At 39.5% G+C, this 22,150-nt stretch carries 15 protein-coding genes; all 15 read right to left on the reverse strand.

Annotated features, from left to right (window positions below; all coding sequences use genetic code 11):
* Positions 1 to 118: 118 nt before the first annotated feature.
* On the reverse strand, positions 119 to 2,593 hold the full coding sequence (locus ASE55_RS15140) for a glycosyl hydrolase family 95 catalytic domain-containing protein (RefSeq protein WP_056221430.1): 2,475 nt from the start codon (positions 2,591 to 2,593) through the stop codon (positions 119 to 121).
* A gap of 30 nt (positions 2,594 to 2,623) precedes the next feature.
* Positions 2,624 to 3,526 (reverse strand): alpha/beta hydrolase, encoded by a 903-nt coding sequence (locus tag ASE55_RS15145; protein ID WP_056221433.1) that lies wholly within the window; start codon positions 3,524 to 3,526, stop codon positions 2,624 to 2,626.
* A 92-nt stretch (positions 3,527 to 3,618) separates the two neighbouring features.
* Entirely contained in the window at positions 3,619 to 3,960 is a 342-nt protein-coding gene (locus tag ASE55_RS15150) for a cupin domain-containing protein (RefSeq protein ID WP_056221436.1), read from the reverse strand.
* A gap of 252 nt (positions 3,961 to 4,212) precedes the next feature.
* Positions 4,213 to 4,950, reverse strand: a complete 738-nt coding sequence (locus ASE55_RS15155; RefSeq protein WP_056221439.1) for a rhamnogalacturonan acetylesterase — start codon at positions 4,948 to 4,950, stop codon at positions 4,213 to 4,215.
* A 104-nt stretch (positions 4,951 to 5,054) separates the two neighbouring features.
* Entirely contained in the window at positions 5,055 to 6,023 is a 969-nt protein-coding gene (locus ASE55_RS15160) for a pectinesterase family protein (protein ID WP_056221442.1), read from the reverse strand.
* A 50-nt stretch (positions 6,024 to 6,073) separates the two neighbouring features.
* Positions 6,074 to 6,982: an alpha/beta hydrolase gene (locus ASE55_RS15165; RefSeq protein ID WP_056221446.1), complete on the reverse strand. Its 909-nt coding sequence runs from the start codon at positions 6,980 to 6,982 to the stop codon at positions 6,074 to 6,076.
* Positions 6,983 to 7,131: 149 nt separating this feature from the next.
* The gene (locus ASE55_RS15170) at positions 7,132 to 8,799 is read right to left on the reverse strand and encodes a glycoside hydrolase family 28 protein (RefSeq protein WP_056221449.1); all 1,668 of its coding nucleotides are present in this window, start codon (positions 8,797 to 8,799) and stop codon (positions 7,132 to 7,134) included.
* Position 8,800: 1 nt separating this feature from the next.
* Positions 8,801 to 9,646 carry a rhamnogalacturonan acetylesterase gene (locus ASE55_RS15175; RefSeq protein ID WP_056221452.1) on the reverse strand — a complete coding sequence of 282 codons (846 nt, stop codon included), beginning with the start codon at positions 9,644 to 9,646 and terminating at the stop codon, positions 8,801 to 8,803.
* Positions 9,647 to 9,800: 154 nt separating this feature from the next.
* Positions 9,801 to 11,444: a glycoside hydrolase 43 family protein gene (locus ASE55_RS15180; RefSeq protein WP_056221455.1), complete on the reverse strand. Its 1,644-nt coding sequence runs from the start codon at positions 11,442 to 11,444 to the stop codon at positions 9,801 to 9,803.
* 244 nt (positions 11,445 to 11,688) lie between these two features.
* Positions 11,689 to 12,948, reverse strand: coding sequence for a glycoside hydrolase family 105 protein (locus tag ASE55_RS15185; RefSeq protein ID WP_056221458.1), 1,260 nt, complete (start codon positions 12,946 to 12,948; stop codon positions 11,689 to 11,691).
* An 11-nt stretch (positions 12,949 to 12,959) separates the two neighbouring features.
* A complete protein-coding gene (locus tag ASE55_RS15190) occupies positions 12,960 to 13,961 on the reverse strand; it encodes a DUF4861 family protein (RefSeq protein ID WP_238585065.1) in 1,002 nt (333 codons plus the stop codon).
* A 38-nt stretch (positions 13,962 to 13,999) separates the two neighbouring features.
* A complete protein-coding gene (locus ASE55_RS15195; RefSeq protein WP_056221461.1) occupies positions 14,000 to 15,415 on the reverse strand; it encodes a polysaccharide lyase family 1 protein in 1,416 nt (471 codons plus the stop codon).
* A gap of 40 nt (positions 15,416 to 15,455) precedes the next feature.
* Complete coding sequence (locus ASE55_RS15200) at positions 15,456 to 16,475, reverse strand: pectinesterase family protein (protein ID WP_056221464.1); 1,020 nt, start codon at positions 16,473 to 16,475, stop codon at positions 15,456 to 15,458.
* Positions 16,476 to 16,566: 91 nt separating this feature from the next.
* Positions 16,567 to 18,390: a RagB/SusD family nutrient uptake outer membrane protein gene (locus tag ASE55_RS15205; RefSeq protein WP_056221467.1), complete on the reverse strand. Its 1,824-nt coding sequence runs from the start codon at positions 18,388 to 18,390 to the stop codon at positions 16,567 to 16,569.
* Between the two features lie 9 nt (positions 18,391 to 18,399).
* Positions 18,400 to 21,351 (reverse strand): SusC/RagA family TonB-linked outer membrane protein, encoded by a 2,952-nt coding sequence (locus ASE55_RS15210; protein ID WP_238585066.1) that lies wholly within the window; start codon positions 21,349 to 21,351, stop codon positions 18,400 to 18,402.
* Between the last annotated feature and the right edge of the window lie 799 nt (positions 21,352 to 22,150).

Below are 22,150 nucleotides of genomic sequence, written 5' to 3' on the forward strand. Positions count from 1 at the left end.
AATTTATAAAATATGGTATACTTTGCGTTATATTATCTATAGTATTTTAAATTATGGTACCAATAACAAAGCTTTTCCTCAAGGAAAAGCTTTTCAATTATATGGATGATATGATAGGCTATTTTACTTTAAAAGTATAAACACTGTTCTTTTCGGTCTTAAAATCAAAAGTCTGTGTTTCCGGAACGGAGAAACCTTTCAGCTCAGCCTGGTCGGAAACTAATGGAGTTTTAACAGGATTAATCTGATAATATTCATTTGGGTTTTCGCCCTGTGCAGTGCTTATTTTTGTTTTAGATCTAAGGTTGAGATCTTTAGCAATTTTAATTCTGGCATTTCCGCCTAATGTAGATTTTATGGTAAGTTTAGTCAGTTTAGAATTTTTCCATTCGATATCGACTTCAAAACCGCCTCTTGCTTTTAATCCTTTCACGGAACCGTTCGGTAAAGCATCCGGAAGTGCCGGTAAAATATAAAGATAACCGTCATAGCTCTGCAGTAACATTTCTGCAATTCCTGAAGTACAGCCGAAATTTCCATCAATTTGGAACGGCGGATGCGCATCCAGTAAATTCGGATAAGTCCCCCCATTCTCGCCTTTCCCTTCTGGCTGGGCAGGTGTTAACTGATCTGAAATTAATTTAAAAGCTCTGTTTCCGTCAAGCAACCTTGCCCACCAGTTCACTTTCCAGCCCATCGACCAGCCGGTAGATTTGTCACCCCGGTAAGTCATAGAATTTTTTGCAGCTTCCGTTAGGTCAGGATTTCTGAACGGTGAGATCTGTCCCGAAGGAAACAATCCGTACAAATGCGAAATATGTCTGTGTTTATCATCGGTACGGTCCATATCTTTCAGCCATTCCTGCAATTGGGCGTACTGCCCGATCTGCATGGGCGGAAGTTTGTTTAAAGCTGATTTTACCTCATCCGAAAGACTTGGATCTTCATTAAGAACTTTTGAAGCATTGATAAAATTATTAAAAACGTCAAAAACCAACTGGTTGTCCATCGTCGTTCCCGCAGTGATTCCGACTCCTTTCATATACGTGTTTTCCGGAGACATCGAAGGCGAAACGACCAGGTATTTCCGGGAAGGATCCTGCTGAAGAACATCCAGATAGAATAGTGCAGCTCCTTTTAAAGCATCATAATTATTTTTCAGGAAAATTTTATCTCCCGTGTACAAATAGTGATTCCAGAGATGTTGTGTCAGCCATGCGCCACCCATCGGCCACATTCCGTAGAAACCACCGTCTACAATTCCGGTTATTCTCCACAAATCGGTATTATGATGCATATTCCAGCCTCTTGCGTGGTACATTTCCCGGGCAGATTCCTGTCCTGTCACCGATAAATCCTGAATCATATCGAATAACGGCTCATGCATTTCACTTAAATTTGTATTCTCCGCCGGCCAATAATTCATTTCCGTATTGATATTGACGGTATATTTGCTGTCCCAGGCAGGGTTTAACTGATAATTCCAGATTCCCTGCAGATTGGCGGGCTGTGTTCCCGGTTGCGAGGAAGAAATCAAAAGATACCGCCCAAACTGGAAATACAAAGCCACCAGATCGGGATCGCCTGAACTTCCGAATTCTTTAATTCTGATATCCGTGGTCTTGTTCGCCTGATCCGAAGTTCCCAAATCCAAACTCACCCGTTTGAAATATTTCTGGTATTTTTCAATGTGTGCTTTTAATTCGGCATCATATTTTTTGCTTAAGGCTTTATTTAAATATTCAGAAACTCTTGCGTGAGGATTTCCTGAAAGGTCATCGTACTTTTTAAAATTTGTCGCAATGGAAACATAAATAATTACTTCATTCGATCCGGAAATTTCTAATTTATCTTTTGTTGAGGTTATTTTTCCTCCTCTTATCACAGGAACAGCCACCGTTTTGAAACTGATTTTCCCGGTTTTATTATCCACAGAACCACTTGTACCATTTATAATCAGCTGATTTTTTTCCGTAAAAATGGATTTTTTTAAATGCGGAGAAGAGGCGTTGACAGAGAAATTCAAACTGTTTGGTTTGTTGGATGATAATCTGATCACCACCACATTATCAACAAAAGACGTGAAAATCTCACGTTTGAACTTCGTACCGTTGACTTCATAAGAAACCGTGCTTACTGCTTTTTCAATATCTAAAGTCCGCTTATAGTTTTTAAAACTTTCATGACCTTTAAAATTGAGAAACAGATCACCCATCGTTTGGTACGGCATTCCGTAATTCAGATCTTTTGGTACGGCTCTCGGATAAGTCGTGTTGGAAAGCTTTTGAGCTTCTTCAAATTGACCGTCATTCAACAGTTTTCTGATTTTCTGAATGCTGTCGAATGTGTTTTTCGGGACATTATTTCCCGGTTCGCCAGCCCAGATGGTCTCTTCATTCAGCTGAAGGTGTTCCTGCGAAACGCCGCCAAAAACCATAGTACCTAATTTTCCGTTTCCGATGGGCAAGGCTTCGTTCCAGTTTTCTGCGGGCTTGCCGTAGGTTAATTTTAAATGTTGCTGTGCGTGTACTGAAATAGAAATTACAGTTCCGCAAGCCAGTAAAAATATTTTTTGTTGAATGAGTTTCAGCATGATTCAATATTAAAAATTACTCATTATCAATTATTTATTGCTCATATTCTTCAACCAGTCTGAGCATAATGTTTTCCAGTTGTCTGTAAGTTCGGTTTTATTCATGATTCCGATTTTATGTTCTCCTTCAGGGAAAATAAATAAGGCCCCCTTTACTTTATTTTTTGTCATGGCCTGATAATACAGAATGCTGTTCATCACCGGAACGGTTTTGTCGTTTTGTGCATGAACCAGAAGGGTGGGCGGTGTTTTTTCCGTTACGCGGTTCTGCATAGAATATTCTTTGATTTTTTCTGCAGAAGCATTTTCACCCAGCAGACTGTTGCGGCTTCCCACATGCGCAAATTCTCCCATATCGATTACCGGAGAAACCAGAATTGCAAAATTCGGAATGGTAGGAATGGTTGCCCAATCGCCCTTTAATTCTGTGTAATCGGTGGGAATATTACTTACCATAGCAGCCAAATGTCCGCCTGCCGAAGTTCCTATTACACCTACCTGATCTGGCGAAATGCCATATTGCTCCGCATTTTTTCTAAGATATTTAACAGCTGCCTGAATGTCCTGTAGCGGAGCGAGTTCTCTTTGCTTAACATCAGGAGAAATCGGCAGCCTGTAATTTAAAACAAAGGCAGAAATCCCTAAGGTATTGAACCATTTTGCAATCTGGAAACCGTTCAGATCGTAGGTAAGCTTGTAATATCCGCCACCGGGAATGATGATGACCGACATCTGTTTTCTGTCTTCTTTGGGAGGTAAAAAAGCAAAAAGTTCGGTTTGTTTTATCTGTACAATCCTGCCATCTTTTTCTTCAGTTTTCAACTGTAATCCTTTGGAATTCGGCATCTGACCTTTTGGCCAGACCATAATTTTTTCCTGAGCAGGGAATTGAGCGGAAAGAAAAATTATTAAGATGAAAACAGATTTCTTCATGACCTTTTAATTACGGTAAAGTGTATTTTGCTAAACCTAACAGGTTTCAAAAACCTGTTAGGTTTGAGTATTAAGTTTAATAGAAGAAGAAATTAATCTTTAAGAAAATCTTCCCTGAACGGCGTAAACGCATCAATCAGCTGTCCTTCCTCCAGGCATTTTACACCGTGGAAAATATTGGGCTGGGCGAAAAACCCGTCGCCTTGCTGTAAAATTTTCACTTCACCATCAACGGTTACTTCAAACTTTCCGGAAGCAACATACGTAATCTGCGAATGAAAATGCTGATGCAAAGCTCCGATGGCATCTTTTTCAAATTTCACAATCACCATCATTACCTGCGAGTTGTACCCGACAAACTGTCTTGAAACTCCGCTTCCTAGATCTTCCCATTCGGAATTGCCGTCGAAGAAAGGTTCTTTTTTGAAATTCATATTTTTATTTTTTGAATTTTATTTAATTAAATTTTGTGTTAACTTCTATTCAGTAGGAATATATTTCTCCCACAGATCCCACAGATTTTTTTTGAATCTGTGTGATCTGTGTAATCTGTGTAATCTGTGGGATTATTTTAATATCCTTTTAAATTTCTAATTCTTTATTTGACAAAGTTTTTTCTCCCACAGATCCCACAGATTTTTTTGAATCTGTGAAAATCCGTGTAATCTGTGGGAATTATAGAATTACTATTTAATATATTTCTCAAATCCTATCTTTAAGCTTTTCAAATCTTTCACTGCTAATTTCGCGACCGTTTCTGCGCCCAATCTTGACAAATGAGTGTCATCATCTTTTGCTTTCGTGTAATAAGGTTCTTCTCCTTCTTTGAAATGTAAATGCAGTTTTTTAGAATTTTCCGGGCCGTAGGCAATTTCCATTTGTTCGGTTAGTAACTGCATATCAACAAAAGGAACTTTCATATCATTGGCAACCATTCTTACCACCAAAGGATATTCTTTATGAGTATCAACCAAAACGCCGTTTTCAGTGAAATTTCTTCTCACAATAGAAGTCATCAGAATCGGAGTCGCTCCTTTTGCTCTGGTTTCATTGACATATCTTTCTAAATTAGCTCTGTATTGAGTATAAGGATTGGTGAATTTTGTAGAATCCTTGATTTTCTGATCATTATGGCCGAATTGAATGACCACAAAATCTCCTTTTTTAAGCTGTTTTTCCACTTTATCCCATCTTCCTTCCGTTCTGAAACTTTTTGAGCTTCTTCCGTTCATCGCATGATTCTGAATTTCAATACCTGAAGTCATATATTGCGGCAATACCTGCCCCCAACCGTGCTCCGGGTTCTTATCCGGATTCTCTTTGTTAGCCATTGTGGAATCACCGATTAAAAACAGGGTCGGTTTTTTTTGTGCGAATGTAAATATTGATAAAAAAATGGATGTTACTAAAAGAACTTTTTTCATTTTCAAATTAATTTTTATTGATATTTTACTTTTTAAAATGCCTCGACTTCGCTCACGATGACAACTCAAGCTGAGCGAAGTCGAAGCATCTCAATTATTTTTGATTATTTAGTCGGGTTCCAATTATCAAAAATTTTCTCAATTGTATAATTTTTCAGGTCTTTTTTTGTCAGTTGATGTGACCAGCTTACCCGTTTTGAAGTATTTCCGCCATCTCCTTTGCTTCCGGATTCTGCGTAATAAGCGGTCTTTTCTTTATCAGGGAACATTTTATCACCTTTCCAGGGATTCCAGCCTTCCGGGAGAATGTGTTTTCCCATTTCTGTGTTGATGAACACTGTTTTTGCATAAGGTCTCCAGGGTCTTCCCAAATAGACTTTTGTGATGCCTTCTTTGGCGATTAATTTACAGTCGAAAAAGACAAAACCATACTTTCTGTCGGCTTCTGTTGCCGCTGCGGTGATGTAGGAATCGGCTAAACTTTTAATCGTACAGTTTTTAAAAACAACGGTTGCCTGTCCGAAAATAAAATCCGTCGTTCCTTCAATATAACAGTTTTCAAAATACTGCCTGCTGTGATTCGTTGCGGCATAAACCGTATCCTGACATCCTAAAATCTTCGAATTTTTAATCACAAAACGGTCGCCTTCCACATGAAGGGAAACCGCCTGGCCTTCGTTGCAGGAAGCGTTTTGAATGGTCAGGTTACTGATTTTAATATTATCGCCCATCACCAATACAGTGTAGGAATTGAAGGTCGTCATTTTTTCATTAAACGAATCGGTTTTCCCTGAATAATCATTGTTGGTGATAATCGTTTTGTCTTTATTTTCACCTTCTAATGTAATTTTATGCTTTGAAGAAGGGATGGTAATTTTTTCGTTATAAGTTCCTGATTTAATTAAAACCAAGGCTTCCGAAGGTCCCAAATCTCTTATAGAATTAATCGCTTTCTGAATCGACATAAAATCTCCGCTTCCGTCTTTGGCAACGGTAATTTTTATGTAAGGATCATTTCCTGCCAGGAGAAAATTAGCCATAGAAATGAAGAGAATTAAAAATATTTTTCTCATAAAAATGCTTTAATTTGATCTTAAATTTAACCTCAATCTTAGTCTTGAATTTATTTCAAAACTTTATCTAAAAACTCAACCGTATAATTCAGTGTTTCTGTAAACCAGGGTTCTGCCGACCAGAATGAGTGTGGCGTATCTTTGATTTCATGGAATTCCGTCTGAATATTATAGCTCTTTAATTTCTTCATCATATCGTCTCTTCCGGCATGAAAACGGGGCTGAGAACTGTTGATGAAAAGGGTAGGAGGCGTATTTTTATCTACATATTCCAAAGGTGAAGCTTCCGTCCAGTTTTTTAAATTAACGTTTCTGTCGCCGCCCAGCCAATAGGCAGCATACGTGCTTTCTTCGGCTTCGGGATGGATAAACGAAACAATTCCGTCTACATTAACGATTGCCTGAATTTTATTCTTTTTCTTCACTCCGACTAAAGTTGCCATCTGAGCACCTGCAGACTCACCCAAAACAGCGATTTTCTTTTTATTCAGTGAATATGTTGCGTGGTTTTTCTTTAACCAGTTAACAGCAGTTTCAATATCTTCGACGCCGGCAGGATATTTTGCGATATCAGCCAACCGATAACCAACTGCCATGGCAACATAGCCTTTTGAAGCCAGTTCCATCGCCATGAATTTCTCATTTTCCTTACTTCCCGAAATCCAGCCACCGCCGTGAACCATTGCAATTCCGGGATATTTTTTTGACTGGTCACTAGGATAATACACATCGGCTTTTAAAGAGAGCCCGTTGATAGTGGCATATTCCACATTTTTATCAATCTTAATATTTTGCGGAACCGGGCGGTCTATCGGAGTGATAAAAGGATTTTTTTTCTTTAATTTGTCATACGTCGCTTCATTTGTGTAAGGAGTGGCATTCGGTCGGTTTACCTGCCCGAATGCCATTGTCCCCACAAAAAAAATAGAAATATAAGTATGTTTTCTGTTAAAAATCATGTTGTCAAATTTTAAAATTTTGAACCATTAAGCGTATTGAAGAAGTTAAGTTTAATTAAGAAAATCATTTTGATTTATCTTAAAGCAAAGCAACTTAAATATTTTTAACAACTTAATTGGACTTAATGGTTTAAATACTATTGATCCATTTATTTAACTGCATTTTTAGCAACATCCGTTCCGATAGAAAGTGAATTTTTATCAGACGTTACTTCTTTCGGCAACAATACCGATCCTGTTTTATTTCCTAAAACTTTTACAAACGGCTTATTTGCAGATTCAAATTTAACCGTTGACAGGTTGATGTTTTTACTGTTGTAAATCGTTGCTCCTGTTCCTTCAGCATATTTCAGCTTTACATTTTTCAATTGAATTCCGTCTGCATCTACAATGGTCATTCCTTTTTTTGTATCAAACTGGGAATCTTCAATCACGATATTTTTAAGGTTCATCTCCGCTAAACCAAACAGTGTAATTGCTTCGTAAGAATTAACCGCATTGATATTTTTAAAGAAAATATTCCTGAAAATCGGAGTTTCTTCGGTTACTGGATATACTTTTTCCGGAGCTTTGTTGCCTTCCTTTTTCTGTCCGTCTTCCAAAACCGGAGATGCGCCTTCATAGAACATATTGAAGCCAATAACCTGCGTCGGAATATTAATCATATCAATATTTTTAATGTAAATATTTTCTACAATTCCGCCTCTTCCGCGGGTTGTTTTAAAACGAAGACCGATATCTGTCCCGATAAAAGTACAGTCGGAAACATGGATGTTTCTCGCTCCGCCGGACATCTCGCTTCCAATGACAAAACCTCCGTGACCGTGATAAACAACATTGTTTTTGATGATCACATTTTCAGTCGGCATATTTCTGTTTCTACCATCTTTATCTTTCCCTGATTTGATACAGATCGCATCGTCTCCAACGTCAAACGTATTATCGTAGATCAAAACATTTTTACAGGATTCCAGATCTACACCGTCGCCGTTCTGAGAAAACCACGGATTTCTAACTGTCAGATTTCTTAAAATGACATTTGAACACATCAAAGGGTGAAGGTTCCAGGCAGGAGAATTCTGGAAAGTCGGGCCATCCAGCAATACTTTATCACAGCCTACCAGGCTTACCATTACCGGACGGAGGAAATCTTTTACTGTCGTCAATTCATCCTTAGAAATCTTGTCAGGAACATTGAAGTTTGAACTGCTTTCAAATCCTTTTTTATAGCTTTCTGAAGGATACCAGTTTTTACCGTCTGCAGATACAATTCCGCCTGATTTTACGATTTCTTTCCACTCAGATTCTGAAACTTTGCTTTTTTTGATGGCTCTCCAAGCATCACCACTTCCGTCGATTACGCCTTTGCCTGTGATGGCAATATTGGTTGCATTTCTTGCAGAAATAGGGGACTGGCAACGGATGGTATTTAATCCTTCAAAGCTGACATCCACCAGAGGATAATCATTTTTATCTTTACTGAAAACAATAAAAGCCCCTTCTTCTACATGAAGATTGATGTTGCTTTTCAATTCGATTGGGCCTGTCAACCACATTCCTCTCGGAACGACTAATTTTCCGCCGCCTTTTTTACTTAAATCTTCAATTGCTTTTTTGAAAGCTGCCGTATTTTTTACATTTCCGCCTGCAACGCCACCGTATTGTGTAATGGAAACCGTGTTAGCAGCAAAAGAAGTTTCGGTAACCTGAGGCATTTTAAACTCAATATTTTTATAAATATCCAGATTCTGGGCATACATCTGCCCCGAAAACATCATTGCTGCTGCTAAACCTATTATTGTAAGAGACTTCTTCATTTTATTTTTGTTGAGTTTTAATTATTTTTTTAAATTCCTGATAGACTATCGACGCCACTGCTTTTGCACCTTCCGGCTGAAAATGGGTGTTGTCTTTTTGTCCTTTGGGATAGGCTTCATACACATTCTCCGGGAAATTCATGAAGTAATGATTCGTTGTGAAATCCTGTCCTTTTTTAGTAAAATATTCCATGGACAATTTATTTAAATCGATGTACGGAACATTCATTTCTTTGGCAATATCAATCGGAGCCTGCCCGTATTCTCCGTGTACATTTTCCAGTTTTCCTTCTTTCCATGGATAATTTCTGGCAACCGGCGTCAGGATGATGGGATTTCCACCTTTCTGTCTTGTCTGCGTTACGAACAACCGTAAAAATTCTTTATATCCTTCAATATTTACATAGCGTTCTGTATGTTTTTCTGAGCCGTCGTTGTGACCGAACTGCATTATCACATAATCATTTGGCTGCAAATGTTCGTAGACATATCGCCATCTTCCTTCCTGAAAAAAAGTCCGGGTGCTTCTTCCGCCGTGCGCTCTGTCGATAATGGCAACAGAATCTGTTGTAATGGCAGGTTTCAACGAAGCCAGACTGTCTTTCACAAAAAACGGCTGAAAAACCTGACCCCAACCTGTAATTGGGTAACGGACTTTCATATAATCTTTTCCAGGTTCGTAATCTCCGGTGTAATCCGCCATCGTGGAATCTCCGATAAGATAAATATGCGTGACTTTTTTATTGTGTTTTGCCGCTGCATTTTGTGCGTTGTTCTGTGACTGGCACGCACATAACAATAAAACGACGAGTAAAAATGAAACAATTTTCTTTATTTTTTTTGTCATAGATTTTATTTTAAAATCTAATGGTTTTTTTCTCCCACAGATTACACAGATGTTTATGTAATATTTTTATTAATAAGTTTAAAAAGCCATACATGTTTTGTAACAAACCTAACAGGTTTTTAAAACCTGTTAGGTTTCTCTATGGTTAACCAAATTAATTTTTAGTAATTCTGAACCAATCAAAATCGGCATATCCGCCACGGTTTGCTTTTTGTGTGCTCACAGAATATAAGCCGACTTTAGCACCGATCCATTTTCCGGGTTTTGCCTGAAAAACATCGCCTACTTTTGTGAAATTTTTTCCATTTTCGCTGTAGCTGAACTGGCACAAACCATTCGGTTCGTTCACATTTACTTTTAAATAAGCCTCGTTTCCTTTTAATTTTGTTTCAAACAAAACTTTTTCCTCGCCGCCTTTATCTGCTTTTTCGGCTCTTCTCAACTGAAGATAAAATCCGTCCGGTTTATTGGTAATAACGATGGATTCATGGTCTAAACCCATTACCAGAAGTCCGGCAGTTTTTCCTTCTTTGGCATCTTCAGGTGTTAATTTAACTTTTGTGGAAGCTGCAAAATTAGGAGCCGGGAATTTCTGGGTTAATAAATTCGGGACGTTCCAGAGGTTTTTTTCCCCTTCAGGAACTTTCATTGAGAATAATCTTAAAAATTTTTGTCCGGGAAGTTTGGATGACCAGACAATATTCTCGTTGGCGCTCCATTGCCATTGGATTCCTAATTTTTCACCATCAAATTCATCTGTCTCCGGAGGGGTTATAATAGGATAGGATTGCCCGATGTTTGGTTTTTTGTAGGTTCGAACCGGTTCCCCGATTCCGTTCTTGTTATTATCAATTCCGATAACCGGCCAGTCTTTTTCCCATTTCATCGGCTGCAGGTGAACAACTCTTCCGCCTGCGTCAATATCCTGGAAATGGTAGAACCAATCTTCACCTGAAGGTGTGTCTACCCAAGCACCCTGATGCGGTCCGTTGATTTTAGTTGAACCCTGTTCCAGCACTATTTTTTCTTCGTAAGGGCCATAAATATTTTTTGATCTTAATACCAATTGCCAACCTGTAGCAACTCCGCCAGCAGGCGCAAAAATATAGTAATAGCCGTTTCTTTTGTACATTTTCGGACCTTCAACCGTGGGATGTGCATCGTGGCCGTCGAAAACGTGAACGCCTTTATCCAGAACTTTGGTTCCTTCAGGATTCATTTTATTGATGGATAAAATACTTTTCACTCCGGCGCGGCTTCCTGCCCAGCCGTGAACCAGATAGGCTTTTCCGTCTTCGTCCCAGAACGGACAGGAATCAATCAAGCCTTTTCCTTCCATTACCAGAACAGGCTTTTCCCAGGCCCCCAACGGATCTTTGGTTTTCACCATATAAATTCCGAAATCGGGGTCGCCCCAATAAATATAGAATTCGCCTTTGTGGAATCTGATGCTGGGTGCCCAAACCCCGTCACCTCTTTTGGGTGTGGAAAAATGTTCGTTCGGAAGAACGTCTGGAAGCGCATAATTCAATAATTTCCAGTTGACCATATCTTTTGAATGAAGAATCGGCAAGCCCGGCGCTTCGTTGAAACTTGAAGCCGTCATGTAATAATCTTCACCGACACGGATGGCATCAGGATCAGAATAATCGGCGTACAGAACAGGATTTCTGTAATTTTTTCCCTGATCGGCAGTCCAGACTTCGGAAACGTAGTTTTTTTCCTGTGCATTCAAATAAGTTGATGCAATTGAAAAAACGGTGATTGAAAGTATATTTAAAATATTTTTTGTCTTCATAAAATCAGATTTTTGGTCTGGGTTTAAACGCAATGGGCGCTAAAGTTTTTTTTAATTGCGACTGCATATTTTTCTTTCGCAAAGGCGCTCTGCTCAGCAAATGCTTTTAATTTTTTACCATTAAGATTCATTAAGAAGTTTAGAATAGTTAAGTTGAGCTTCGCTTTAAGCAAGTAGCTTAATAAAATCTAGATTTTAACCTTAATGAATCTTAACTTCTTAGCACTCCTTAATGGTTTAAGCATTATTTTTCAAACTCCAAGCTTGCCAGGATAAACGGTCCTGTTCCTTTTCCGTCGTTGGAACGGATTTCTTCATTTACATAATACTCGTAAGAACCGTCTCTGTAAGGTTTTCCACCTAAACCTGCAACAGCACAACATTTGTTTAAATTGACAACACCGTTTTTATCAACGGTAATTAAATTCTTGATGATGCCGTCGTAGCCTTTTTTAGCGGCCGATTTATAAGATGCGGGTAAATATCCTTTGTTCACCGATTTGATCATGGTATACACAAACATTGCTGATGCCGTGGCTTCTTCATAATTGCCGTTGGCCAAAGGCTTATCCAGAACCTGGTACCAAAGTCCTGATTTTTTATCCTGAACTTTAATGACAGCGTCAGCATACGATTTGATGTAAGAAATGATTCTTGCTCTTCCCGGGTGATCTTTAGGCAGATAATCCAGCACGTCTACCATGGCCATTCCGTACCAGCCCATTGCCCTGCCCCAGAAATTTGGTGAAAGTCCGGTTTCTTTATCGGCCCAGGCTTCTTTTTTACTTTCATCCCAGGCATGATACAGCAGTCCGGTTTTTTTGTCTAAAAGATTTTTCTGAACAGAATCAAACTGGAAAACAATATCATCATACGCTTTCTGAGCATCGGCACCTTTTACAAAATCCTTTGTGTAGTGTGTATAAAAAGGCATTCCCATATATAAGCCATCTAACCAAACCTGGTATGGATAGATTTTTTTATGCCAGAAAGAGCCTTCATTGGTTCTTGGCTGCCCGTCAATTTGTAAACGAAGTGTCTGAAGAGCTTTCAGGTATTTGTCTTTTTTCTCTTTTTCATACAGATAAAGAAGAACATTTCCGCTGTTCAGCATATCGATATTATACTTGGAAAGGTCGTAGGTAAGAATGGTACCGTCTTCCTGGATCAGTTTTTCACCGAATCCGCTGATGTAATCGTAATATTCTTTTTTACCGGTTTTAATGTAAAGCTGTTCTGCGCCGTCCAGAACAATTGCTGAAGGATACGTCCACTTCGGGCTTTTGCTGAAATCAAGCATCCACGCTTCCGGGAAACGCTGCATTTCGGAAAGCATCATTCTCTCAGACCATTTCAGATTGGTAGGGACTATTTTCCCTGATTGTGAAGTTTCGGTTGTAGGTTTTACTGCGGTTGCAGTTTTTGTCTGGGCACAGGCCAAGAACATTCCTGATCCTAAAATTGCTACTGCGTATGCTTTTATGGTATGATTAATAATATTCATTTTTTTAAATTTTAAAGTTGATTATTTTTATCTAAAATTTCCAGTTTTTTATCTAAATCCTGATAGAATGATTCTTCTGTCGTTAAGCCGTTGGGTTCCTGGCACCAAGCTCCCAAAAAGTAATAGGAAACACTTTTTGTTTTCTTAAAAACCACGGTATGTGTAGATTTTGTCTGTACGTATCTGTCAAAATTTTCAAGAGGGTAGAAGACTGCCATTCCTAAGTTATCTTCCTTTTTGGCTAATGTCTGTTGACCGTACGTTGCAATGTACGCCCATTTTTTATTTTTGCTGATTCCCTGTTTTAACGGAATATTTTTAATGGCAACAATTCCCGTACATAATCCTGAAATAGTATTGCTCAGATTTAAATCTACTTTTACAAAACGGTCTTTGTTGAAAATCGTCAGTTTAGACTGTAGATCTATTGCATCGCCCCAGGTTTTCCAGCCTGTGTAATCGATTGCAGCGTAGGATCTGTCTTTTTCGTTCACAACTTTTACGGACGTGTTTTTTACGATTTTAAAAGTCTCAATAAAATCATTCTGCTCATCATATCTTCCGTAAGAACCGATGCCGATGGTGCGTCCGGATTTTAAAATATCCTGTCCCCAGGGCGAATCATGATGATAAGACTCAAAACCGTCCTGTCCGACTTCGGGTAAAACCAGAGTGTTGACTTTCTTACCGAAAATATCCGTCGCATTTCTCCAGTCCAGATACAGTCTGTAGCCGATCTGGTTGTTTTCCAGTCCGATGCCTTCATATCTGATGTAGGAAGAATGGTCGGTGTGCGATGCCGGAATCGTGAGTTCCTGAATATTTTTAAACGTTCCGCCGATGTATTTGTTGCCTTCCCATTTTCCGCCTTCCTTTACAGAAAGTTCTGCGTAGGAAAAGGGAGCTTTGGGGTTTTTATTAATTTTTTCAATCACAGAAGCCTGCGCCCAATATAATGTTGAACTCAAAAGTGCCCCTGCAAATGCTGTTTTCAATACAGTGAATTTTATCATACTTTATTAGATAGCCGAATTTAGAATTTTCATGGTTATTAGAATTGTCTTTCGGTTATTTTTTTAACAATATCATTAAAATAAACTTCAATATTATCGTAATTTTTATCTAAATCCCGTCCGTTGGCATCAGCAGCATTCGGGTTTAACTGATGCTTTATTTCCCATTCATCGGGCATTCCATCGTTGTCTGAATCGGGTAGAGATTTGCCTGCTGTCAAATTTGGAAATCCGCCAACATCATTTTGTGAATCAATAATTCCGTTGGTGCTTCCTTTTGAACCTTTGTAGCTGAAACTTCCGTTTTTTACATCTTTCAACACGTGTGCATCAATGGCATCCCTTACCAGGCTTGCGCCTCCGATCTGTAAGATTTTTTCGTAGGCTTCTTGTGCCGACTGTGTTTTTACGTTATTCTGAATATCGTGCGGTTGATTGATTTTTATGGAATTTTTATCATTATCCGTCAGGTTATAGGAAGATTTCATCTGAGCAAAAACGCCTTCCGTCCAGTTGTCTTGTGTGACTTCCGGATTTCCTTCAATTACGTTTCCATTAATATAATATTTGCCCCAGATGTTGTAGACTTCGGTTTCAGGCTTTTCGTTTTTATCAATGGCAACGATGCGTTGTTTTGTCGTTGTTGCAGCTCCCGGTTTATAGTAATTGTTAACGATATTCACATTCATTCCTTCACCGCCGTAGACGTTATTGTGTCCCCAATTGTAAATCACATTATTCCTGAAATCGGTAAGGTCGGTCAGTGCAAATTTACTTCCCGCATATTCTCCCAACCGTGGATTTCTGCTGTCGTGATGCGCGTAGATATTATGATGGAACGTAGCAAATTTTCCGCCTGCAATTCCGCCGTATCCGTGGGGACCTTTCTGATGAACAGAATTTCTAAAGCTTTCTGCGATCACGCACCACTGAAGGGTGGTATTCTCATTTACATAAATGGAAACGGTTTCGTCCGTCGACCAGCTCATCGAACAATGATCAACGATCAGGTTTTTTATAAACCGGGCTCCGAAAGCATCGCCTTCAAACTTTTTCTGATCTCCCATCCGGAACCGCATGTAACGTATAATCACGTTGTCTGCGGCGACAAAAGTTTCGTAGTTGGCAACGGTGATTCCGTCTCCTGGAGCAGTTTGCCCGGCAATGGTGACACCGCCTTCTTTTATCTTTAACGGAGATTCTAAGTAAATCGTGCCGCCTGTTTTAAAAACAATATATCTCGGACCTTTTTGGTCTAAAGCGTATCGTAAAGTACCTTGGGAACCGTCGTCTGTAAGTTTATCAACAATATACACCTTTCCGCCGCGTCCGCCTGTCGTATATCTTCCAAAGCCTTCTGCGCCGGGAAAACTGAGGACATTCTGACCTTCAACAAAAGCTAAGCTTCCGCATACAATCCCTATCGTCATTATTTTTGTGAAGTGCTTTTTCATACCTGAAAAATTTCTTGGTGTTGAGGTTTTTTATTGATTATTATAAACTCTTTTTCACGTTCCAGTTGTCTTTTCCTTTAAGAATGTTGTCTGCTGTATATTTTTTTCTTTCTTCTTTGGTTAATTGATGTGACCACGAAACTCTTTTTGAATTGTTGGCTCCGGCTCCTTTGGAATTGAATTCTGCATAGAAAGTTGTTTTTTCTGCATCGGGCTTGCTCCAGTTGTGCCAGCCTTCAGGTTTTATAAGAGAACTGATCTCGCAATCAATATACACCGTTTTGGCAAAAGGCCTCCAGGGTCTTCCTAAATAAACAGAGTTTTCCTTAGCATTTCCGGTGATTTTTGAATTGATAAACACAAATCCGAATTCATTTTCCTGTGGAGTAGAAGCGGCCGTAACGTAGCTCGCCGTTTCTTTGGAATAAATGGTACAGTTTTCAAAAACGGCGGTTCCTGCTCCGAAAATATAATCGGTTGTACCTTCGATGTAGCAGTTTTTAAAATAATTCCTTGAAGGTTTTGTTTTGTCCGGCGAATCCTGAACACCTTTCAGATATAAAGTATCCTGATTTCCCAGGAACCTGCAGTTTTCAAAAGCAATTCTGTCGCCTGAGGTCAGCACTGCAACGGCCTGTCCGACTCTTCCCGAACTGTTTTCAAATGAAAGATTTTTAGCTGTAAAATCATTTGAATAAATAAAAATTGTTGAGGAATTTGTTGTTCCGATATCTTTGCCTTCCGGATTCTTTTTTGAAGCAAAATCATCGTACGTGATGATGGTATTTTCAGGATTTTCCCCTTCCAGAAAAATCGCTCCTTTTGTTTCAGGAATGATGATCTTTTCTTTGTAGACCCCTGTTTTGATAAAAATTTTAGTTCTTGCGGAAGAACTGTTTTCAACGGCATTGATGGCTTGCTGTACTGTGGTAAAGTTGCCTTTTCCGTCTTTCGAAACCACGATTGTTTTCTCATTGGTTTTGAAAGAAAAAAGACTGATCAGTACGATCCAAGAAGCTAAAAAAACTTTAAAATTTTTAATAAAACCGGAAGTTTTCATTGAAAGATTTTTTAGTTAAAATACAGACTTATCCTTTTTGAAGAGGAAAAGCCTGTATTTTCTTAAAATAAATATGAATGTAATTTTTTATCTAGTATCCGTAATCCTGTGTAAGATTGTAGTTGGAATTAATAACGTCTAAAGCCAGCGGAAGCAGTTCTTTCCTGTTTGCCTGGAAATAATGTGCATAACTTTTTACAGGATCTCCACTGATGTAGGGCTGCGTCATCGCCAGTCTCCAGTTCACCTTCGTATATCCGGACGGTGTTGCCACACTTTGGTTCGGGCTGTAGAAAATATCTGTTTTTGCAACGCCTGTCATGGTATAGAAATCGATATCCGTAACGTTCTGCTGAGCTGTTTTGGTAGGCGTATACGCTACTTTTTTATAGAAAATGTATTCCGGAACGTTGGCATAAGCGCCGGTACCGTTCATGAACTGGGTAAGCTTGGTTTTGGTCTCGTTAATTTTAGTTTCCAACAGATTCCAACGGATCAGGTCATATTTTCTCAGTCCTTCCCCGCCAAATTCCAGCTGTCTTTCCTTTACCAAAAAGTTGAAGAATCCTGTTTTGTCTGTAGGAATGGTTCCTACCTGGCCCAGGTTTTCTGCATACGCTCTCTGTCTTACGGACAGCACTGCATTTACTGCCTGTGCAGACGGTCCGCTGTTCAGTTCGTTATCGGCTTCGGCAAACATCAGCAGAATATCAGAATATCTTAACAATGGCCAGTCGATTCCTAAATTCTGGGAAGTCCCGGTAATCGATGTCCAGGATTTTCTGAATTTTCCGTCATTCCAGTTGATGGAGGTCTGAAGTTCTTCCTGTTTTGTGGTGCTTACCCTGAAGATGGCAACATTTACGTCTCTTCTCAGGTCATATTTGGTAAACTCGTAAAAATATACAGGAATGGCACTGATTCCGCCGGAAGATTTCCAGTCGGTATCATCATGTCTTAATCCGTTGTAATACCCGATTTTACTGTCGGTTCTTGAGTTTCCGCCGAAAGCTCCGATGGCATAAATCACTTCATTGGCTGCATCCTGGGTGTTGGTATGTAGTGATCTGAATAAGCCTTCATAGCTCGGGTTCAGCTGATGCTGCCCGGAAGTCATGATATCTTTGCACTCATCGTAGGCAATCTGATAATATTTCTGCGGATTGGAACCTTTCAGCATCTGCTGCGGGCTTCTTCTTAAAGAATATCCTGCTCTTGCCAAAGCGATCCTTGCTCTCAATCCTTTTACGGCCCCTTTAGAAATCCTCTGTGCGGTTGTTCCTCCTTCAGATCTCCACGGCACAAGGCCTTCTGCTTTTAATAAATCATCGAGGATTTTATCATAGATAACATCCCGGTCTGTTTTCGGAAGGTAAAAATCAGGAAGGTCTGCGGACGGAACATCCTGAAAAGGAACATCGCCCCAGTTTTTGATCAGGTCATAATAGAATTGAGCTCTTAAAGTTAAAGCTTCCCCCAGATATCTGTCCATTAATTTTTTGTCTGCGGCAGAACCTGTCTGGTACACCTGGGAAAGCGGAATGTTCTTGATCACAAGATTGGCTCTCTCAATCCCTGCATAGGTATCCAGGAAAGGCCTAATCAGTTCTGTATTGGTAGGTATCGCGCCGAAGCTGCTGATCCCTCTTCTGTCATTGGCATTGTAATCCCCTGAAGTCCTGAAGTCGTCGCCGGACTGTGTAAGGATCAGGTTCATTCTCTGGCCGTAGGTGTTGTCACCCATTGTGGCGTTATAAACTCCCACCAGTGCTGAAAATGTATCAGAAGCGGAGTCGAATTGCTGTTGTTCTGCGGTATTGGATAAGCTTTCTACATCCAGATATTCTTCACATGAATTTAAAGATATCAGCCCGATAACGGAAAATAGAATAGCTAAAAATTTATTTTTCTTCATAATATTAGGTTAAAAAGTTATATCAACTCCGGATAAGATAAATCTGCTGCGCGGGTAAGCGGCATAATCTACACCCGGTGTCAAAGGATTCCTTCTGGTATTCGCCTCAGGGTCATATCCGGAATATCCTGTTACTGTAAATACATTGTTCATGGTAAAGTACAGCCTGAAATTTGAAAGGCCTAACTGTTTGGTAAATTCTTTCCCCAAAGAATATCCTAACGTAATGTTGTTCAATCTTAAGAAAGATCCGTCTTCAATTGCATAAGAATGCAGGAAATAGGCACCTGCAGGAGGAGTCCATCCTGTAGTATTCGCATTTAATGCTGCCAATGCTGTAGGGTCATTTACTTTTTCCCCGGCATCGTTAAACCATCTCCATCGGTCGGCTACTTCCGCCAGCATGTTATTGTCCCGGTATAAATACTGTGTGGAGTATTCAATCTTGTTGGCATTGTATACTTTATTTCCGATAGAGAAGTTGAACAGCATGCTCATGTCCCAGTTTTTATAACGGAAAGTCTGGCTGAAACCTCCATAGGCTTTAGGCTGAGAGCTTCCCAGGTCGGTCATGTCTTTGTTATCGATAATACCGTCGCCGTTCAGGTCCTGAAGCTTAAGATCTCCCGGCTGTATCGGTTTTGCTCCGTTGGCAGCCGCTGATGCACTCGGTACACCGGATTTCAGGGTATATACCTGTGTCGTAGGATTATAATCGAAATCACTGATCTCATATCTTCCGGCCGTTACATAGCCCCAGTACGTACCTACCGGTTTGCCTACCTGTACCAGGAAGTCATTTAAATTATTCTGCCATCCTGAAGGGTAGAGGTAAAAATTGGCACTTGCAGATCCGCTGGCTCCTAAACTTTTGATGATATTTCTGTTTGAGGATATATTCGCATCCATCTTCCAGTTAAAGTTCTCCTTATTGATGATGGTACCTCCCACAGAGAATTCAACCCCTTTGTTGGTGGTGCTTCCTGAGTTCTGATATTGGTATTCATAACCGGTAGTCTGAGGGATTTTTGCCAAAAGCAATAAATCATTGGTGTCTGTCTGGTAAAAATCAAGCGTACCGTATATTCTTCCTTTGAAAAAACCAAAATCCAAACCGATATTTTTAGAAGCTGCCGATTCCCATTTTACACCGGTGTTTGACATGGTATTTCCTGTTGTTGCCCCCGGCGTCACATTGGTTCCGAATGCATATCCGTAGTCAGATGACGTGGTAAAGAATGTATTATACAGAAATGCCTGGATTCTGTTGTTCCCGGATAAACCGTATCCTGCGCGGAGCTTTAAGTCGCTGACCGTTCTGCTGTCTTTTAAGAAGTTTTCTTCGCCGATTTTCCATGCTAAAGAAGCGGCAGGGAAGTATCCCCATCTGTTTCCGGGCCCGAATACACTGGATCCGTCCGCCCTCATGGATGCGGTTACGATATATTTGTTCTTATAGATATAGTTGGCCCTCCCGAAGAATGATACCAACCGGTCTGGTAAAACGTTGGTTCTCGGGGCATCCTGTACCAGTCCTGAAGGAGCGGAAACCGACTGGATGTTGGCAAATGCTTCCTGGGCACTGATTGATCTCGGAAGCCATTTTACAGTCATTGATAAGCTCTCGGCATCTGTTTTCACCGTTTCCTGTCCTGCCAGTAAATCTATTTTATGATTTCCTAATGTTTTTCTGAAGTTTAAGGTATTGGTATTGGTAATCCTTCTGGACTGTGTCTTGCTCATGGATACCACAGGCTGGTCATTGTTCTGCCTGGCAAGGCTGGTAATAGTCCCGGAAAACTGGTTAACCTCTTCATCCCGCTGTACATATCCGATCACACTTCTGAAGGTAAAATCTTTACTGATTTTGTATTCTATAATTCCGTTAAGAAGCAGGTCGTTTCTGCCGTTTTCCCGAACCTCGTTATTTGCCAGGAGAACAGGGTTGACAAGGTTGGTTTCATTGGCAAACAAAGGATCGAAATCATCCACATTTACATTGGATCCTCCTTCGAACGGCTGGTACCTTACGGCATTTCTCAGCCTGTTGTTACTCTGCGATCCGGTAGAAGAGGTCCCTGCCCCGAAAACCGTCTGCCTGCTGTATCTGGCATTCAAAGTCATGCTTACTTTCTTGGAAAGATCATAATCATATTTGAAGTTGGCCATATTTCTTTTAAACCCGGAACCGATCATGATCCCGTCTTCCTTCACATTGTTTAATGATAAGGAGAACGATGAATTATCAGACCCTCCGGTAATGGAAATATTGTGGGTAAAGTTGAAAGCTTCCCTGCCGAACACTTCATCCTGCCAGTCTCTTTTCTTGATGTCTCTGTATTTCGTTGCCAGCTGATCGTACGTGCCGTATCTTGCAACAAAAGCGTCCATATCGGTCTGTATACCTCCTTTGTTGTACACTTCGTACTGATACAGTACAAACTGATAAGGGTCTAAGACATCAATTGTATTCTGAATTTTTCTCACCCCTAAAAAACCATTGTAATTAATGGAAGTCTTGGCTCTCTTACGGCCTCCTTTTGTGGTAATCAACACCACACCGTTGGCTCCTCTTGCACCGAAGATACTGGTAGAAGAAGCATCTTTCAGTACCTCGATGGATTCGATTTCTTTAGGTGATAAAATGGTCAGCGCGTTATCCATCTGAACTCCGTCTACGATATAGAGCGGTGCATTGCTCCCCGTAATAGAGTTCCCTCCCCGGATAACGATATCTACGTCTGCACCCGGGGCACCTTCGCTTAACGCGACTCTTACCCCGGCCATTCTTCCCTGGATGGCTTCGGCGGCATTGGTGGAAGGCATGTCTTTAATTGCCTCTGCCTTTACAGAAGAAACGGCATTGGTGACATCTTTTTTAGAAACCTTCGTGTAGCCTACCAGAACCACTTCGTCAATTTGGGTTTCCTTTTCCTTCTTTGTCCCGTTTTCTTGAGCCATAGCAAGGACAGGAAGTAGAAAAACAGTTAGATATAACCATTTTATTGAATGTACTTTTTTATCCATTTAAGTATCCTTATAGTTTTAATTTTTGGTTGAAGATTTTTTCAATCTCTGTTTTTTGTGGATTTTTTAAGTATGCTGCTTTTTTAGTAGTATATATTTTCAGGAAAATAATCACGCGTTGAGTGCAATCGATTGCGTAAAGTTTCACAGTAAATATTATGCCTCCTAAACTAATATTATTTTTCAATACGCAAAGAAAAAAATGTTATTTTTTCATTAATTAATCTTTTTTGTTTCTTAATGATGAACAGAATGATATGTAAATATTACGTGTAAGTTATTGATTTTTAACATATTTTAAATTTGAAATCAATAAAAAAATTATTGCTGAATTTGATATAGAAATTAAACAATTCACTTTTGAAACATTAAAATTTCCTTAAAACGACATGGATTTTGGCCTGGAAAATGTCCCGAAATTAACATTCAGTGTGATGTATTTTAACTTTTTCCTGATTTTTATCATCTTTTCCCGAATATAATTTCCGGGATTATTTCATTGCTAAATTTATTGTATTTTATGAATCATATAATGATGTAAATAATGTTATCCTTGCTAAATCCATAGTGGATAATCACCGTAAGCTGTTACGCTTATTTTAAAACTATATAAGGATCAAACATAGATTTTGGTAAAAGAAAGGAATATTTTTTCATCAAATTTTCACTTTATTTTCACTAGTTTTAAATTTTAAATAGCTGTAATTTAGGATTTTATAAATTAAAATTAAAT

The sequence above is a fragment of the Chryseobacterium sp. Leaf201 genome (assembly GCF_001421435.1).
In the GTDB taxonomy this organism is placed as follows: domain Bacteria; phylum Bacteroidota; class Bacteroidia; order Flavobacteriales; family Weeksellaceae; genus Chryseobacterium.

Coding starts and splice junctions, on each gene's coding strand:
- ASE55_RS15140 (WP_056221430.1), bottom strand. CDS start 2,593: ATGCTGAAACTCATTCAACAAAAAATATTTTTACTGGCTTGCGGAACT.
- ASE55_RS15145 (WP_056221433.1), bottom strand. CDS start 3,526: ATGAAGAAATCTGTTTTCATCTTAATAATTTTTCTTTCCGCTCAATTC.
- ASE55_RS15150 (WP_056221436.1), bottom strand. CDS start 3,960: ATGAATTTCAAAAAAGAACCTTTCTTCGACGGCAATTCCGAATGGGAA.
- ASE55_RS15155 (WP_056221439.1), bottom strand. CDS start 4,950: ATGAAAAAAGTTCTTTTAGTAACATCCATTTTTTTATCAATATTTACA.
- ASE55_RS15160 (WP_056221442.1), bottom strand. CDS start 6,023: ATGAGAAAAATATTTTTAATTCTCTTCATTTCTATGGCTAATTTTCTC.
- ASE55_RS15165 (WP_056221446.1), bottom strand. CDS start 6,982: ATGATTTTTAACAGAAAACATACTTATATTTCTATTTTTTTTGTGGGG.
- ASE55_RS15170 (WP_056221449.1), bottom strand. CDS start 8,799: ATGAAGAAGTCTCTTACAATAATAGGTTTAGCAGCAGCAATGATGTTT.
- ASE55_RS15175 (WP_056221452.1), bottom strand. CDS start 9,646: ATGACAAAAAAAATAAAGAAAATTGTTTCATTTTTACTCGTCGTTTTA.
- ASE55_RS15180 (WP_056221455.1), bottom strand. CDS start 11,444: ATGAAGACAAAAAATATTTTAAATATACTTTCAATCACCGTTTTTTCA.
- ASE55_RS15185 (WP_056221458.1), bottom strand. CDS start 12,948: ATGAATATTATTAATCATACCATAAAAGCATACGCAGTAGCAATTTTA.
- ASE55_RS15190 (WP_238585065.1), bottom strand. CDS start 13,961: ATGATAAAATTCACTGTATTGAAAACAGCATTTGCAGGGGCACTTTTG.
- ASE55_RS15195 (WP_056221461.1), bottom strand. CDS start 15,415: ATGAAAAAGCACTTCACAAAAATAATGACGATAGGGATTGTATGCGGA.
- ASE55_RS15200 (WP_056221464.1), bottom strand. CDS start 16,475: ATGAAAACTTCCGGTTTTATTAAAAATTTTAAAGTTTTTTTAGCTTCT.
- ASE55_RS15205 (WP_056221467.1), bottom strand. CDS start 18,390: ATGAAGAAAAATAAATTTTTAGCTATTCTATTTTCCGTTATCGGGCTG.
- ASE55_RS15210 (WP_238585066.1), bottom strand. CDS start 21,351: ATGGCTCAAGAAAACGGGACAAAGAAGGAAAAGGAAACCCAAATTGAC.